At 51.5% G+C, this 15,428-nt stretch carries 12 protein-coding genes and 7 pseudogenes; 10 read left to right on the top strand and 9 right to left on the bottom strand.

From position 1 onward, the window contains the following. Positions 1-12 precede the first annotated feature (12 nt). From LJU29_RS23415 to LJU29_RS23400, 4 genes are all read right to left on the bottom strand, one after another. Positions 13-378: a TIGR03745 family integrating conjugative element membrane protein gene (locus LJU29_RS23415; RefSeq protein WP_054995593.1), complete on the bottom strand. Its 366-nt coding sequence runs from the start codon at positions 376-378 to the stop codon at positions 13-15. A gap of 19 nt (positions 379-397) precedes the next feature. Beyond that, positions 398-637 carry a TIGR03758 family integrating conjugative element protein gene (locus LJU29_RS23410; RefSeq protein ID WP_004662733.1) on the bottom strand — a complete coding sequence of 80 codons (240 nt, stop codon included), beginning with the start codon at positions 635-637 and terminating at the stop codon, positions 398-400. Beyond that, on the bottom strand, positions 634-999 hold the full coding sequence (locus tag LJU29_RS23405) for an integrative conjugative element protein, RAQPRD family (RefSeq protein WP_122302854.1): 366 nt from the start codon (positions 997-999) through the stop codon (positions 634-636). Before LJU29_RS23405 ends, LJU29_RS23410 begins: the two co-directional genes overlap by 4 nt. A gap of 79 nt (positions 1,000-1,078) precedes the next feature. Continuing rightward, positions 1,079-1,411, bottom strand: coding sequence for a DUF4177 domain-containing protein (locus tag LJU29_RS23400; RefSeq protein ID WP_135187383.1), 333 nt, complete (start codon positions 1,409-1,411; stop codon positions 1,079-1,081). Positions 1,412-1,880: 469 nt separating this feature from the next. Here LJU29_RS23400 and LJU29_RS23395 point away from each other — a divergent pair, with 469 nt between their 5' ends. The 5 genes and pseudogenes from LJU29_RS23395 (at position 1,881) to LJU29_RS23375 (ending at position 7,858) form a co-directional block, all read left to right on the top strand. Beyond that, a complete protein-coding gene (locus tag LJU29_RS23395) occupies positions 1,881-3,173 on the top strand; it encodes an MFS transporter (protein WP_005759779.1) in 1,293 nt (430 codons plus the stop codon). A 294-nt stretch (positions 3,174-3,467) separates the two neighbouring features. Continuing rightward, positions 3,468-3,822, top strand: a pseudogene (locus tag LJU29_RS23390) (transposase); the annotation flags it as partial. 295 nt (positions 3,823-4,117) lie between these two features. Continuing rightward, positions 4,118-5,218 (top strand): amidinotransferase, encoded by a 1,101-nt coding sequence (locus LJU29_RS23385; protein ID WP_002553184.1) that lies wholly within the window; start codon positions 4,118-4,120, stop codon positions 5,216-5,218. 86 nt (positions 5,219-5,304) lie between these two features. Beyond that, entirely contained in the window at positions 5,305-6,561 is a 1,257-nt protein-coding gene (locus LJU29_RS23380) for an ATP-grasp domain-containing protein (protein ID WP_044322244.1), read from the top strand. A gap of 52 nt (positions 6,562-6,613) precedes the next feature. Further along, positions 6,614-7,858: an ATP-grasp domain-containing protein gene (locus LJU29_RS23375; RefSeq protein WP_005747146.1), complete on the top strand. Its 1,245-nt coding sequence runs from the start codon at positions 6,614-6,616 to the stop codon at positions 7,856-7,858. A gap of 164 nt (positions 7,859-8,022) precedes the next feature. On the opposite strand, the pseudogene LJU29_RS23370 reads toward LJU29_RS23375, so the two are convergent. The 3 genes and pseudogenes from LJU29_RS23370 to LJU29_RS23360 all read right to left on the bottom strand — a co-directional run. Continuing rightward, positions 8,023-8,691: pseudogene (locus LJU29_RS23370) on the bottom strand (3'-5' exonuclease); the annotation flags it as partial. Positions 8,692-8,700: 9 nt separating this feature from the next. Then, a protein-coding gene (locus LJU29_RS23365; RefSeq protein WP_086004489.1) for an IS3-like element ISPsy29 family transposase occupies positions 8,701-9,851 on the bottom strand; the annotation gives its coding sequence in 2 pieces (ribosomal slippage) (positions 8,701-9,617 and positions 9,617-9,851; 1,152 coding nt in all). Positions 9,852-9,909: 58 nt separating this feature from the next. Further along, positions 9,910-10,296 (bottom strand): annotated as a pseudogene (locus LJU29_RS23360) (recombinase family protein); the annotation flags it as partial. Between the two features lie 107 nt (positions 10,297-10,403). Here LJU29_RS23360 and LJU29_RS23355 point away from each other — a divergent pair. The 4 genes and pseudogenes from LJU29_RS23355 to LJU29_RS29775 all read left to right on the top strand — a co-directional run. Beyond that, the gene (locus LJU29_RS23355) at positions 10,404-11,384 is read left to right on the top strand and encodes an IS5-like element ISPsy2 family transposase (protein ID WP_257112854.1); all 981 of its coding nucleotides are present in this window, start codon (positions 10,404-10,406) and stop codon (positions 11,382-11,384) included. A gap of 253 nt (positions 11,385-11,637) precedes the next feature. After that, positions 11,638-11,980 (top strand): annotated as a pseudogene (locus LJU29_RS23350) (type III secretion system chaperone family protein). 572 nt (positions 11,981-12,552) lie between these two features. Further along, complete coding sequence (locus LJU29_RS29400) at positions 12,553-13,218, top strand: hypothetical protein (protein ID WP_122322263.1); 666 nt, start codon at positions 12,553-12,555, stop codon at positions 13,216-13,218. Between the two features lie 12 nt (positions 13,219-13,230). Then, a pseudogene (locus tag LJU29_RS29775) lies at positions 13,231-13,376 on the top strand (transposase); the annotation flags it as partial. A gap of 236 nt (positions 13,377-13,612) precedes the next feature. On the opposite strand, the pseudogene LJU29_RS23335 reads toward LJU29_RS29775, so the two are convergent. After that, positions 13,613-13,762: pseudogene (locus LJU29_RS23335) on the bottom strand (IS91 family transposase); the annotation flags it as partial. On the opposite strand from LJU29_RS23335, the pseudogene LJU29_RS23330 reads away from it, so the two are divergent. Then, positions 13,760-14,254: pseudogene (locus LJU29_RS23330) on the top strand (IS3 family transposase); the annotation flags it as partial. The pseudogenes LJU29_RS23335 and LJU29_RS23330 overlap by 3 nt on opposite strands. On the opposite strand, the gene LJU29_RS23325 reads toward LJU29_RS23330, so the two are convergent. Further along, entirely contained in the window at positions 14,247-15,383 is a 1,137-nt protein-coding gene (locus LJU29_RS23325) for an MFS transporter (RefSeq protein WP_054996745.1), read from the bottom strand. The pseudogene LJU29_RS23330 and the gene LJU29_RS23325 sit on opposite strands and share 8 nt — an antisense overlap. Positions 15,384-15,428 lie beyond the last annotated feature (45 nt).

Below are 15,428 nucleotides of genomic sequence, written 5' to 3'. Positions count from 1 at the left end.
AGCCTCTGCGACTCAAAGGATGTTGGTAGCTGTAGTGACCAGGTAGATCGTGACGCCAATCAAGCCCACACCGACTACGGCAGTGCTGCCCAAGTCAGCCCATTTGGCTTTGCCCATGTGGATTTCGTGGAAGACGCCCAGCGCATGGCGTCCGACCATCACGATGCCGTAAGCGCAGAGACACAACCCCAGTAGTGTGAAGCCATCAAACGCGTAGTTTTGCATCGTCTGTGCGAAGCTGGTGCCCGTCCCGCGCGTTGGGGCCTGCGCGGCTGGTAGCACTGCAAAAGCACTACCTGGGCTTACCGCCATCAGGACGATCAAGCGGCGGGACTGAAAAAAGGCAACTGCCTGGGAAAATAATCGATACAGCATCATCTTTGTCTCCTTGGAAAAATCAACTCAACAACATGAAAGTCATGATCATGAACAGCACCGCCCAGCGAGCAGCAGCGACTGCCGCCGCCGGGGCTGCCAGGTTTCGGGTGGCCCAGCCGCGATAAATGCTTGAAAACACCCAGACGCCCCACAGCAGGAGGATCCCCACTGCAATTCCGGTCCACAGCGTGTTGCTGCTGGCAGGCGTAAAGCCCGCCGCCGCCTGGAAGGCGCTGGTCTGGGTGGAGGACATCGTCATGGCGTGTGATCACCGCTGACGTTGTACTGGCCGGAAATTTCTACGGGGTCACGAGGCTGTGCGCGGGACGGCGACAGGTAGTCCTGCAAACCTTGGCGGATGCGGGCGATGTCGCTGGCCAACCGGGGATAGTCCAGGTGATAGCGTTGGGCCGGGTCTTGTGGAAGATCGACACTGCGCTGGGCGACGGCCTCGAGCGAGTTGAGCTGGCGAATCATCACTTCCACATTGGCGTGTTCAGAAGCCGTGCCAGCTGCTCCGGCATGGGTGGAAAACAGCAGCGGTAAGCACAGCAGGACTGCGGTCAAGCAGATCTGCACGCGGGAAGACGTTGATCTGAGCGCGGGGGGATTGAAGTTCACGTCGCGGGCCCTGGAAGCTGTAGGAATCTATGTCCACAGCATGACCAAGGGCCGAGTTTGAATCAGTACGAAACCCTTTTTAGGTCTGAGAGGGTTTGTCCAAGGAGGTCATTGAGGCAGTGCTGCGTTTAAAGAAGAACAGGAACCCGGTACTGATTGCATACCCAACCGCCCACGCCTGGGCGTTTTGATTACCAAATCGCTCATGGCCACGATTGATCTGCTGAACGTTGACCAGCTCCCATCCTTCTCTGCCGTGGCGATTCAATACGGCCAGCGTTTCAGGGTTGTTCAAATATCCGTGCATGTCCGGTTCGGTAGTGTCGTCCGTCGACTTGAACATCAGCACTCCGCTGGTAACGGTTTTGTAGGGGAGTGGGACGAAGGTCTGGGTGTATTCAAACAGTGTCATAGGATACCAACTGCAAGGTGGGGTGATCGGACAGATCATCATCGAGAAGCTCGGCGACTGGTGTCCGGGAGATTTGCCCAACCAGGAAGTCTTTTTCAGAATTGCCATTGAGTGGTGCTTAAGACGGATTCGGGTCCACGCAGTTAACGCAATCCTCGCCCAGTATCGCGTCGGCAGGTAGTGCGAGCTGAGGGCGAAGCAACTGTCGTATCCTACTGATCCACTTTGCCCATCAGAAAGCTTCAGTCGCGCGCGATGAGTACCAAACGCCATCATTATTGACGGGAATAGCGCCTTTGCATTGGGCTCATTCCGGCGCTAACAACTCCACCATGGCCTGTATTTTTCGAGATATGGGGGAATAACGGAACCCATCAGCACAAGCGCACCACGAACGTAACACTTAAAGCGCCCAGATCACCGCTCCCTTTATTGCGCATTAAGAAATTACCCGGTGGAAACGTATTTTATGGCTTTATCGAACCGTCCGGAAATCATCGATACCGCTGATGGCCATTCCCTTCCCAACTCAGACAACAGCGATCTTGAGAGCAATTGGCAGGTGCGTTTCTGGATGATTTTCACCGGTCAGACTCTTTCCCTGATCGGCTCCGGGCTGACCCAGTTCGTTCTCCTTTGGTGGATTACAGACACAACGGGTAGCCTGGCAGCGCTGGCAACCGCTGGGGTCGTAGCGCTCTTGCCACAGGCGCTGATCAGCCCTCTGGGAGGCATATTTGCTGACCGCTACAGTCGCCGCGTGTTGATGATTGCCACCGATATGATCAGCGCGCTGTGCATGTCGATATTGATTGTACTGTTTCTTACCGAGCGTGTTGAACTGTGGCACGTTTACTGGATGATGTTCGTACGCAGCGCGATGCAAGCGTTCCAGACGCCGGCCGCATCGGCCAGCGTGGCTATGCTTGTGCCACGCAGTTTTTTACCCCGTGCAGCGGGCCTGAGTCAGGCCATGCAGGGGATAACCCTGGTTGCTGCCGCACCGCTAGGCGCGCTCGCTATCAGCATGATCCCGCTGGGATGGGCACTGTCCATCGATGTGGTTACAGCACTATTGGGCTGCTTGCCGTTGTTGCGCTACCGTGTTCCCCAGGCATTCAATAGCAACCATACGGGTCTATCAACTCTAAGGAGTGAGTTTCGCGATGGCTTGCATTTGATCTGGAGTCACCCTGGCTTGCGCCACCTCTATGCGTTGATGGGGGGCGTGGTACTGATGATTACGCCTTCGTTCACATTGGTGCCATTGTTGGTCAAAGAGCACTTCGGCGGTGGTGCGCCGCACGTTGCGTTTATCGATGCAATGGCAGGCGCTGGCATGCTGATAGGGGCCGTAGCTGTGGCGCTATTTGCGCCTCGCCAGCAAGTCAAATGGATCCTCTGGGGCTTCGCTACCTCATGTTTCGCGCTAGCATTAACAGGTCTGATGCCGGCCGACCGCTTCAACATCGCCGCAGTGTGTTGGCTGATTAGTGGCATGTCCTTCATTCTAGGTGATGCCCCAATGACTGCATTGCTTCAAGGCACCATCCCCAATCACCTGCAAGGGCGTGGGCTTTCGTTGCTGAATATGGTCATGGGGCTAGCCGCTCCACTAGGTTTGGCGCTGACAACTCCACTAGGTGAGCTTATCGGCGTGCGATGGCTTTTTGTCTTTACCGGCGTGTTAGGCGGACTGATTTGCCTGATGGGATTTTTTTCATCCGCCGTGCGCCGTCTTGAAGACGGCACGCACTACTGATGGCCACTCACAAATAACGTTGATGACATGGAACCGATAACGACTTTTTGACCACTTATCTGGTTTAAGGACATTTCGATGCATAAGCTCTAGGTTTGGCAGAGTGTTTGATCTCAACCGCAGGGACACCCGATGGAGCAGACGACCTTCGCTGACGCCGAGTACGCTGGTAAATGTAGGCAAGCCTATAAAGAGCGTTTTCTGACAAAGCCTTATTATCCAAAATGCGAAGGGGTTCGTCCGGCTCTTCCGTAGATGGCCGTTCTGCGCATAAAACATGATTAAGCAGGCGGGATCAGCGGTAATGTGGGTTGCACCGGCGTGGACAAGCATCAGAATTGTCAGATTATCTGGTCGATTGTTGTACGTCCGACCAGCTGCAAAAAGCTTGATGAGACTAGTTGGATCGTTCGAGTGCATTGCAAAATCGAGTACGCGAAAGCCCAGTGCGCGCAAAGGTCGAACATCCGTTCCGCGTGATCAAGCGCCATTTTGGATATACGAAAGTGCGGTTTCGCCGGCGCTCTAAAAACACCGGGCAACAGGCCGCGCTCTTTACCCTGGCGAATAGTTGGGGGGCGGGCGAAAGCGCCTGCCGGGGATAGGAAAGTTGCACCTAAGTGTGGAAAACGTCTTGGGACTGTGCTAATCGACAAAACTTAATGAATTAAACGCGGGAAAAGTCTGATGGTCTGATAGGACGGGATTTTTTGAAACTCAGGCTAAAAAGTTATCAAAAGTTGATACCTGCTTCAGACCTTCCTCAAGGCGTTTAATGAAACAACCTGGAGGTGTTATGGTGTAATTATATACCTGCTGACGCTATGAGTGCCTGGATAACGTGAATCTCAGGATGCAGCGCTTGGCTGTGAAAGTCATACGTTTAAATGCGCCCCTTCAGTCAATATGGCGGCGTTTAAATCGATAGAAAAATAAGGTCAACCATGTCATATCAAAAAGCAGAACCCGCTTACTTCACAACGACCCAAAGTCCAGTTGAAGTTTACACAGAATGGGACCCGTTGGAGGAGGTTATCGTTGGAATCATGGATGATATTCGTGTCCCGGATTGGGACCTCGGCCTAAAAGCAATTATCCCGAAAGAATCCAGTGATTTTTTTATGACGTACTCCGGGCGTCGCTTCCCAGAGGAGTTGCTTGTTAAAGCCAGGCAAGAAGTCAACACATTGGCGCGAATATTGGAAACTGAAGGCGTTCGCGTAAAAAGGCCCAATGAGTCAAATCACCACCAACCCATAATGACGCCGCACTTTACAACGGGCGGAACCTTTTACTCCGCCATGCCCAGAGATTGTCTTTTCGCGATCGGCAAAAAAATCATTGAGGTACCCATGGCTTGGCGAAGCCGTTACTTCGAGACCTTCGCGTTCCGCGACCTGTTGAACGACTATTTCAGTCAGGGCGCCGAGTGGATCGCGGCCCCCAAGCCCATGCTGAAGGACGATGTCTGGCAACCGAATTATGATTTCGAACAAGAACTTCCGTTTCGTTCTATTATCACGGAGGCGGAGCCGCTGTTTGACGCCGCCGATTTTATGAAAATGGGCCGGGATATCATCGGGCAGCGCAGCCATGTGACGAATAATAAAGGCATTGAATGGTTGCGTAGAACCTTGGGTCCGGACTACCGCGTGCACATCTATGAGTTTGAAGAGCCGGGCCCCATGCACATTGATACAACGATATTGCCGTTAGCACCGGGCCGCGTACTCATCAATAAAGATTGGGTGCCACAGATTCCTGATATTTTCAAGGACTGGGAAATTCTCAATCCGCCCCCCTCCAACCTCCCGGATGACCATCCTTTGTTCATTACGTCGAAGTGGATTCACACGAATGTCCTGATGCTTGACGAGCGGACTGTCGTGGTCGAGAAAGATGAAGAGGCGCTCATCTCCGCTTTCCGCAAATGGGGCTTTGAAACCATTCTTTGCCCTTTCAAGCACTTCCAATCCTTCGGCGGCTCGTTCCATTGTGCCACTTTGGATGTTAAGCGACGGGGAGGACTGCACCGTTATATTTGAGGGCCTTGCCTAAGCGTGTGCAGGGCCTGAAGGCCCTGCCACTGACAAAGACATTTTCAATCGCACACAGACGATAGGAACTCGACATGCACCCTACAAAAAAAATACTGGTGGTTTCTTCCGAACTGGATGCCGCGAAAACGGTACGCGACGTCAAAACCATGTACCCGTCTGCCACGTGGGATTTTATCTTCCTGTTGGAGGATTTTCTGGGAGTGGCCAACGATGAGCTGAAGTGCCCTGAACACTTTATCGTGCGCGACTTCGCCGACACAGCCGGGGTGATGGCGGTGCTGGAAGTGATTGCCCAGCAGCACGTTATCTCTCAGGTTGTCCCCAGCGATGAATTTTCTGTTTACATTGCTGCATTGGCCAATGACCGCTGGGATCTTCCCGGTATAACCCGTGAAAAAGCCAAATCTTTTCGTGACAAAAAAGCAATGAAGGAAATCGCTCAACACGCCGGTATCAGGACTGCGCGGGAAATCACCTTGTCCGATATCGAGGGCGGGCATGTTGAATTTCCTGTGGTCGTTAAACCGCGCTCTCTGGCAGGTTCAATGGGCGTCAGAATCATTACTGAAGCAAAACAACTGACGGAAATGGATGTCGACTGGGGAGCGGCTTACCGAGATATGGATGAGCGACAGTACATGATTGAACAGTACAACCCTAATACGATTTATCATATTGACTGCATTGTTCTTAAGGGCCACCTATCTTTTATTTCAGTCGGTCAGTACTTGGGTAAGCCTATTGACTTCTTGCAAGAAAAGCCGGTCGGAGTATTGTCTGTACCTGATCAGGCCGTCGCAGATACGTGGCGACCCTTTGCTGAATCCGTGATTAAAGCTTTTGAAGCCCCTGAGGGGGTTTATCACATTGAAGCCTTTGCCGATGCCGGCTTCGGCTTAGAGTTATTGGAAATTGCTTATCGTCCTGGCGGAGCAGCGATTGTAGAAATGATTGAGATGGTGCATGGGCTGAATTTGAAGTGCATTCACTTAGCGGCGCAACTTGGGCTCGTCGATTATGTCGATTCGCAACGTCAGGAAGAGGCGTTTGGCTATATGACTTTTCCAAAAAAGCATCTTTCTACTGAAGCGCTTTACGTCACTCAGATTTCCTTGCCCCCCCTCGAAAGCATGCCGACCTTGAGAACCCACGTAGTGCCGGCTCTAGGTGACATCGCATCAGGTGAATTCTACTGTTACAAGGATTCTCTGGGATCCTTCGTATTTTGTGGAGACCGTGACCTTGTCTCACGGGATGTGTACTACCTGAGCGAACATTACTCGGTACAGGTCGCCGCGAAGAAAAACAGCCCTCCGTTTGAGGAGTGACATTCCCCTTTGCACAATTAATGACAAACACATTTAAAAGAGCTGTCAGGTCATGGACAAAAATAAGCCAAACACTATTCTGATCGTATCTTCCGAACTGGATGTAAGCGAGGTGGTCTCCCGAATCAGGAGTATCTATCCGATCGCTGCCTGGACGTTCATCTACCTTCTGGAGGATCTTCTGGGGCAGGCGGGAGAGGAGCTGAATCGCGATGGACACTTTGTGATCCGAGACTTTGCCGTGCACACCGAGGTCGAAAAGGTATTCGGTCAGATTGCAACGAAATATTCCGTCACCGCCGTCATTCCGAATGACGAGTTTGCGGTATACATTGCTGCATGGGCCAACGACTGTTGGCAGCTGCCTGGATTGACGTTTGACGTGGCGACACGGTTCCGTGACAAAAAGCGAATGAAACACATTGCCCAAACGTTCAATATCCCGACAGCAAAAGAACTGTCGCTTGATGACATTACGCATGGAGCGGTGACGTTTCCGGTTATTTTGAAGCCTCGGTCTCTGGCGGGCGCTGTAGGGGTCAGAATCATTACTGAGGTCCAGCAACTTTCTGAGGCATATGCCACCGAAAGTGATGACTATCAGGATATGAACGAGCACCAGTATCTTATTGAAACTTACAACTCACAACCCCTTTATCAAATTGATGCGGTGGTTCTAAAAGGGCAGTTGGCGTTCCTGTGTGCAGGTGAGTACCTAGGTAAACCCATCGATTATCTGGCCGAATGTCCACTGGGATATTTTTCACTTGCTGACGACGATCTACACACTCTTTGGCGTCCATTCATCGAGCGAGTATTGTTCGCTTTTGAGGGGGCTGATGGTGTTTACCATATTGAAGCGTTTGGTGATGCGGGCGACGGATTTGAATTACTTGAGATTGCCTATCGGCCCGGTGGGGCTTCCACTGTCGATATGATAAAAATCGCTTATGGGATAGACCTGCGTTTCATTCATCTTGCCGTCCAGTTAGGGCTTGTCGATGCCTTGCACGTTGACCGTAAGGGCGAGGCGTTTGGCTATATGACGTTCCCTAAAAAACACCTCGCCAAAGAAATGCTTTACGTCACTCGGGTTTCACTGTCGAGTATGGAAACCCTGCAAACACTGAAGATGAAGAAAATTGCGCAGGTAGGCGATATCGCTTCAGGTGAATTTTTCTGTCACAAGGATTGTCTGGGGGCCTTTGTATTCTGTGGCGATCGAGGCAGCGTCGCTCATGACTTGAAATATGTTGAGGAGCATTATCAAGTGCATGTAGAAGTTGTGCATGGTTGATAGACAGTACCCTTCCGGGCATCCCGTCTTGAATTAAACCGGTCGCCAGTTATGTGGCAGCCACTGATCTGTCTCGCATCGCCTGATGCGTCGGCTGGCGCGTGAGAACCTTCCTTAAGGTACGCATATTGGTCATGGCAATTAAGCCTCGCAAGGGGCACTGATCAAGGTCTTGAGCGCTGCATGATGTCGATCACCAGCGAGTTCACGGCCAGAATCTTCATGGCTCGTGTGACAGCTACGTACAGAAGGTTCAGCTCATCGTCGCGTTTGCCGGCGTCGATGTCAGGGGAAAGCGGATCTGCAGAAAAGTCGTCATAAAGCCCAACGAAGTCCCACTCCAGACCTTTGGCTCTGTGCGCAGTGGTAAGGGTCACGGTTGCATCGAGCTCCGACGTGACAGATGCAGCACGGAGCTGCTCGATTCGTTGGGGCAGATCCGCATAGTTTTCGATGATTTTGATTGAGCGCAGCATCTCAGGATCCTGCGTGGCCTTCGCGATCACGACATACTGGTCGTAATCGGCATAGTCGGTCAGCAATTTGCGCTGCTGGACCTGGTCATTCATATGCCGGCTGAAATAGAACAGGTCCTCCAGATCGCGCAAGGAATAGCTGTAGATCCCTCCGATCCACTGCATGCGGTGGTTTTGGTTGACTAGGCGCAGCGCGTTCTCGATCACACCGCTCACAGTACGGTGCAGGTAGGTGCGGTGAGGGAGATCGTCCGGTAAGACTCGTTTCACCAACGTCGGCTGTCCCAGGCCTTGCAGGGGGATCTTTTCACCCTTGAAGGAAAGGATGACGTTGGCCACGTAGGCAACTGAATCGCCCCGGATTCTCTAGACACCTTGCAAGCTCATTGCGTAACGTTTTTCAAACTCTACCGGTGACAGCTGATTGTTGAAACCATGGCGGCGTTTTGGGTTGTAGAACATCTCGATGTAATCGAACACATCACTACGAGCATCTTGCCGTGAGGTGTAGATTTTCCGCTTGATTCGTTCCCGTTTCAGAAGCTGGAAAAAGCTCTCAGCCACGGCGTTGTCATGACAATTGCCTCGGCGGCTCATGCTGGCAACCAAATTGTTTGCCTTCAAAAAACTGCGCCAATCGGAGCTGCTGTACTGGCTGCCCTGGTCGGAGTGAACCATCACCTCTTGTTTCGGTTTTCGCCTCCAAACCGCCATCAATAACGCATCAATGGCCAAATCACTGGTCATCTGCGACTTCATTGACCAGCCAACGACCTGACGAGAAAACAGATCCAGCACCACCGCCAAATACAGCCAGCCTTCATACGTACGAATGTAGGTGATGTCGGTGACCCAAACCTTGTTGGGTTCCACGACATCGAACTCGCGCTTCAGTAAATTGGGTGAGGCGACCGCTGGCTTACCGCCGTACTTTCCAGGGCGACGTCGATACCCTGTCTGAGAGCGCAGACCTTCAAGACGCATCAACCTCGCCACACGATGCCGACCACAATCTTCACCGACCTCGCGCAGGTCGTCATGGATTTTGCGATAGCCATAAACTCCGCCGCTCTCCAGCCACGAGTGCTTGATCAAACCCAGCAATCGCTGGTCGTCTTTAGCGCGTGCAGATTGCGGCTCAGACAACCAAGCGTAATAACCACTGGGATGGACTTTCAGCGTCAGGCAAAGCCGTCGAATGGAGTAGTCGCCCGCGCGCTGCTTGATAAAGGCGTACTTCAGCCGCACTCCTTGGCAAAGTACGCGGCGGCCTTTTTTAAGATGTCTCGCTCTTCAGTGACCCGCTTGAGTTCCGCTCGCAGACGACGCAGTTCAGCGTGCTGATCATCGTCTTGCTGCCGTTCTGCCTGAGGTTTGCTGTAGCGCTTTATCCAGGCATAGAGGCTATGCGTCGACACGCCAAGACGCGCCGCCACATCAGCGACAGGCAGCTTCTTTTCGGTCACTTGATTGACCGCTTGGATTTTGAATTCTTCGGGATAACGTGGGTTGCTCATGGCACCTCCTGATTGGCCTCAGTTTAAGGCATGGAGGTGTCTACGAAACCCGGGGCGATTCAGCGTCTACGGGTCTGCCTTTGTAGACGCCTGAAGCTTTTGCCTTCTCAATACCTTGTGCCTGGCGCAGTCTTCTTTGCTGATAGTCCTTCCTGGCGATGGCGGCCATCATATCGATCATCATGTAGTTGATGGCCGCCAGCATGCGGTCGGTGAACTCGTCCCCCGACTGGGCCTTCATGCCTTGATGACTGGTAGGCAGATCCACAGAGACGATCCGTATGCCTCGGTTATCGATTGCTGTTTTGAGGGATCGCCAAGCCTGGTCATCCATCCGCGACAGCCGATCGATGCTTTCCACCAGCAGCACTTCACCTCGGCGAGCATCTTTGAGTAGGCGAATTAATTCCGGGCGGTCGGCATGGCTGCCACTGGCATTTTCCATGCAGGGGTCGGTTCCGGCTGGGGGCGAAATGACACTCTAAGGAAACTCTGAAAAAGACTTCCTAATTTGGCAAAATCTCCGGACACCAGTCGCCGAGCTTTTCGATGATGAAACAGATGACCTTCGCCGACGCCGAGTATGCCGGCAAGCGCAAGCAGACCCGTAAGGAATTGTTCCTGATCGAGATGGATCAGGTGGTGCCCTGGAAAGGTTTGATTGCCCTGATTGAGCCCTATTATCCAAAAGGAGAAGGTGGCCGGCCCGCCTACCCACTGATGGCGATGCTGCGTGTTCATCTGATGCAGAACTGGTTCGGCTACAGCGATCCGGCGATGGAAGAAGCGCTGTATGAGACGACCATCCTGCGTCAGTTTTCAGGCCTGAGCCTGGAGCGAATTCCAGACGAAACCACCATTCTCAACTTCCGTCGTCTGCTGGAAAAGCACGAGTTGGCGACCGGGATTCTCGGCGTAATTAATGGTTATCTGGGCGACCGTGGCTTGTCGTTGCGTCAAGGCACCATCGTCGATGCCACGCTGATTCACGCGCCCAGTTCGACCAAGAACAAGGATGGCAAACGCGATCCTGAGATGCATCAAACCAAGAAAGGTAACCAGTACTATTTCGGCGCCAAGGCTCATATCGGCGCCGACGACGAGTCAGGCCTGGTGCACAGCGTAGTAGTAACAGCGGCCAATGTGGCAAACGTCACGCAGGTTGCCAAACTGCTGCACGGCGAGGAAAACGTAGTCTGCGCCGACGCAGGTTACACCGGGGTCGAGAAGCGCGAAGAACACGCTGGGCGCAAGGTCATTTGGCAGATTGCCGCCCGCCGCAGCACTTACAAAAAGCACGGAAAACGCAGTATTTTGTACAAGGCGATCCGCAAAATCGAGAAGGCCAAGGCCCAGGTTCGCGCCAAGGTCGAGCATCCGTTTCGGGTCATCAAACGCCAGTTTGGCTATGAAAAAGTGCGCTTTCGGGGCTTGGCCAAGAACACCGCGCAGATGGTGACGTTGTTCGCCCTGTCAAACCTGTGGATGGCCCGCCGACATTTGTTGGCGAGCGCAGGAGAGGTGCGCGTGTAGTGCAGGAAATGGTTACCGCAAAAGGCTTTGCAGCGGCCGAAAGAGCTAAAAAGCGAAGATAATTGAGCAAATTTCGACATGCATCGTTTTTTGAAAAGTGCTGAGGACTCGGTAGCCGGAAAACATCCGGCTACTTCAGACCTTCCCTAAGGAAACGCTGCAAAAATAGCCAACTGCGCGGCTTCCAAAAAAATCGATGGAACCAAATATGTAGTTATGGTCACTCACTTGAGTTAAAAGGTAGAGGTACTTCATGAAGAATTCGTTTGACCGCCTAATCGATGGGCTTGCAAGTGAATATGGTATGCCCAGTTTTCCTGAAAAAAACATAAGCACGAAATTTACTGCTTTGCATTTGAAGTCGGCGTTTCAATCAACATATATCAAGATGAGTTTCGATGGGTATATTTTGTTGCCGAAATGGGTCAGGTCGTAGAAACTAATGCCGACACACTGGGACGAATGCTATACTTCAACAGTTTCAGTTTTAAAAACCATTCTTTACACTAGGTTTTAGTGACGGAGACGTCGGAGAGCTACATGCGCGTGTTTCTTTGGTGGAAGTTGACAGTGTCGAAATGCGAAAAATCTTTTAGGTGGTCAGCCGTAGGAAATTAAAATGTTTAGGGTGAATACTTTTAACGGCTCTCATTATCCCGCTAAGACGGGAGATGAAGGGCAGGCTCAAAATAACGATCCCGGTACTTCTCGGCTCGTAATTGGGCCGCCATCTTCAGAAATTCCGGCCAATACAAACTGTTCTTTCATTGGCTCAAGACCAGCTTTTTATGCAAGCCAGACGATGGTCGAGGCTATTCCGCGAACGAATATTCCTCCATCATTACCAAAACAGTACCAAGGCTTTAATCGCATTTGTCAGTCATTACGTCATATAGCAACTTCTGTAAACTGGGGCATGATAGGCCTTAAGTCGTTGAGGCCTATCGAAGTTCAAGCATCTGTTATTAATGGACAGCTGCATGTCTCTTCAAATTTCCACAGTGAGCACATTCAGGAATCATTGCATTTTGCTTTAACGAGAGATACAGAACGCCCAATCCCCTATCCGGGAAATAGAAAATCTAAAGCGCTGGTTGAGGAAAGCAGAAATAGGCGTCATGTCGCAAAACTCAAGGAGAATTTCCTCAACCAAGATAGGTTTGAGGTATTGAAACAAAATACTATTTCCGAGATAGCCAAGGGTTTGGGTTGCCCAGTCGAGAATAACCTCTCACGTCAGGAGCTTTCTGAGCAAGCTATTGCTGCGCTGCATATTTTGCATAAGGTTATTCAGGCTGCCTCACAGGCGAAACCATCATTCGAAAGCTTGATTATTCATCCACCATTTAGGGATGCAAGTCTTGATGACATATTACCTGATGGGATCAATCAAACCATGCATGCAGAGCAGAACATTCAGAAAGCTTTGGCGGGCGATAAAGAATTTCAGTATCAAGAGCTAATAGCAAAGCTTGGACTGCAAGAGGGAAAACATGTAATTGTTCCTATTGCTGGAAAGTATGTGCCCTGCGCAACATGCTCTGAAGTTGAAAGCGAGGCTAAGGGGGTGGATGGATTATTTGATCCTAATAGAGGAAAGTTTATACTGCATAGATCAACTCAGCGCATCGGGATGGCTTTTTGGGATGAGGTGCAACATATTGCCATCGAAGGTCTCGATGCTGATCAAGAAAAAGCGCTTGCCAAAGGTATTGCTATCAGAGATCGTTTTTATGAAAATCCTGAAAAATTACAGGCTTCGCATCGAGAGATGGTGGAGGATTATTCGTTTGATACGGATAGTGCCTGTTCTGACGACGACTCCACCCTATAATGTCACACGCCCTTTGGCTCACTGATCGAGCGCCGACACCGGTATCAGGAGTGGCATGACTTTCTCCAGGCCAACATGCTGCGCCGGGTGGTGCAGCACATTCAGAAAAGCATTTTCGGATGATCCGGTATTTTGGATTCCTGGGCAATCGGGTCTGCGTAGTACCTGCTTAAGGTGTAAGCACCGACACCTGCCACCTGGTCGATACGGTTCATGCATAGGAATTTCAAAATGCCTATGCATCAAGCAGCACGCTATGACGGAGGCGTCATGCCTTCATAGCGATGCGTAGTAAGACGCTGATGCGTTACTTATGCAGTGAAAACCCCTATCAGCAAGCGTTAATGCAGGTTATTTCACCGCGAAGCCTAGGTGCGGACGCACCTTCCCCCTGTCAGTGCTTCACGTACCTCATCTGCGCGATCGCCTGAGCGTTGAGGACCAGTCCCTGCACCGTCAGCCCGCTGATTGCCGCCGTGTATACCATCCGCGCGCCACACAGCACGCAGCGGAACGGATCGACGTTTAGAAAGGCTTTGGCCAGGTGTGGTGCGGCGATATCACTTACATCTGGGCACAAGGGAAATGGCATTACCTGGCTGTGGTTATGGATCTTTTCGCGCGCCGAGTGGTGGGCTGGGCGTTATCAAGCAAACCGGATACTGATCTGGTAATCAAGGCGCTGGATATGGCCTACGAACAACGCGGCAAGCCGCAGGGCCTGCTGTTTCACTCGGATCAGGGCGCCCAGTATGGCAGCCGACAATTTCGCCAGCGGCTTTGGCGATACCGCATACGCCAGAGCATGAGCCGCCGGGGTAATTGCTACGACAACTCGCCGATGGAGCGTGTGTTCCGCAGCTTGAAAACTGAGTGGATACCGACCGTGGGCTACATGACGGTCCAAGAGGCTCAGCGGGATATCAGTCATTACCTGATGCATCGTTACAACTGGATTCGGCCACACCAGTTCAATGATGGAATGGCGCCCGCTCAGTACGAGAAAAACCTTAACGTCGTGTCCGGGATCAGTTGACCACTACAAACAGACGAAATTTTATCGACGCAAACGACACCAAACAAGCTATACCTGCCAACATAAAAGAGAGTCGATAACCAAAGCTGGAGATAATCAAACCAAAGAGCACCTGACCGAAGAAGAAAGAAAAATCGTACACTGAGCTGAAAATAGAAAGTTGAGTTGAGCTTGCTTTGGGATTCTGTTCCGCATTCAATCCTATTAATGAGGGGAAAACCAGCCCCCACCCGAGGCCCATGAAAGACGAAGCCGCAAGCATCATAGATTTCGAGTTGGATGCTGCGAGCACCGTGAGCGCCAGCGTGCATAACAGAGCGCCTGCCTGAGCGAGCCAAGTGAAACTTCGCCAACAGCTCAGTTTCGACATATTCACCCTGATAGCAAGTGTGGCACAAGCAAATATGAGGAAGAAGGCGCTCACAGACCCATAACCCCCCTGCCGCGAAAAAATCGGAACAAATGCTTCTGCCATACCTAGGGGGGCAGCGACCAGCATCAGTTGGATGCATGTCGAGCGCAGTGGCGGAGGTTTCTTGCTCTTCGTACTAATGGTCGGCCCTGATGGGAAGTTCAAGAGAGGCTCGCGACCTGCGCAAATAAATGCCGCAGCCAAAAAACACATGGCAGAAGCCATCTCAAAAGTGCGTGCGTAACCTAAACACTGAATAACAAATTCGCCTAATGCAGGGCCGAGCGCATAACCAAGAAAGCTAAATATACTGTTGATTGAAAACTGGCTGGTGCGCTCACGAGCCTGCGCAGAATTAACAGCAAAGGCCAGTATTCCAATAATTGAAATCGTGTAGCCTATACCCTGAACGAAGCGCACTGACACCAACTGAAAAATCCCTTCAACTTCATTTGTGATGAGATATGAAAACGCCGTCGTCACGAGCCCAAAAACAATCAGTATTTTCTTTTTTTTATATTCTAGCAGGCGGGAAATGTAAACTCTAAAAAATATCGGAGCAAGCCAAAAAGCCCCGCTAACAATTCCAATCCTGGCTTGGGTCAAGCCTGAATCTTCCAAGGATCTTGATAACAAAGGGATGGTGCAGCCGATACTGCCCAAAAGCAGGAACGTTGCTATGTTCGGCAGCCACACCCTAACACCCGAGTAATCCATTTTTCAGCCCTGTATTAGCTTCGGCAACCGCAAGATATATTGAGT

Source organism: Pseudomonas ficuserectae, assembly GCF_024584585.1.
Lineage (GTDB): Bacteria > Pseudomonadota > Gammaproteobacteria > Pseudomonadales > Pseudomonadaceae > Aquipseudomonas > Aquipseudomonas amygdali.
Note: the sequence above shows the minus strand (reverse complement) of the source record. Positions and strands in the feature narration are given on the sequence as shown.

Excerpts from the sequence above, each read along its gene's own strand:
- LJU29_RS23415 (WP_054995593.1), bottom strand. The coding sequence starts at position 378 with ATGATGCTGTATCGATTATTTTCCCAGGCAGTTGCCTTTTTTCAGTCC.
- LJU29_RS23410 (WP_004662733.1), bottom strand. The coding sequence starts at position 637 with ATGACGATGTCCTCCACCCAGACCAGCGCCTTCCAGGCGGCGGCGGGC.
- LJU29_RS23400 (WP_135187383.1), bottom strand. The coding sequence starts at position 1,411 with ATGACACTGTTTGAATACACCCAGACCTTCGTCCCACTCCCCTACAAA.
- LJU29_RS23395 (WP_005759779.1), top strand. The coding sequence starts at position 1,881 with ATGGCTTTATCGAACCGTCCGGAAATCATCGATACCGCTGATGGCCAT.
- LJU29_RS23385 (WP_002553184.1), top strand. The coding sequence starts at position 4,118 with ATGTCATATCAAAAAGCAGAACCCGCTTACTTCACAACGACCCAAAGT.
- LJU29_RS23380 (WP_044322244.1), top strand. The coding sequence starts at position 5,305 with ATGCACCCTACAAAAAAAATACTGGTGGTTTCTTCCGAACTGGATGCC.
- LJU29_RS23375 (WP_005747146.1), top strand. The coding sequence starts at position 6,614 with ATGGACAAAAATAAGCCAAACACTATTCTGATCGTATCTTCCGAACTG.
- LJU29_RS23355 (WP_257112854.1), top strand. The coding sequence starts at position 10,404 with ATGAAACAGATGACCTTCGCCGACGCCGAGTATGCCGGCAAGCGCAAG.
- LJU29_RS23325 (WP_054996745.1), bottom strand. The coding sequence starts at position 15,383 with ATGGATTACTCGGGTGTTAGGGTGTGGCTGCCGAACATAGCAACGTTC.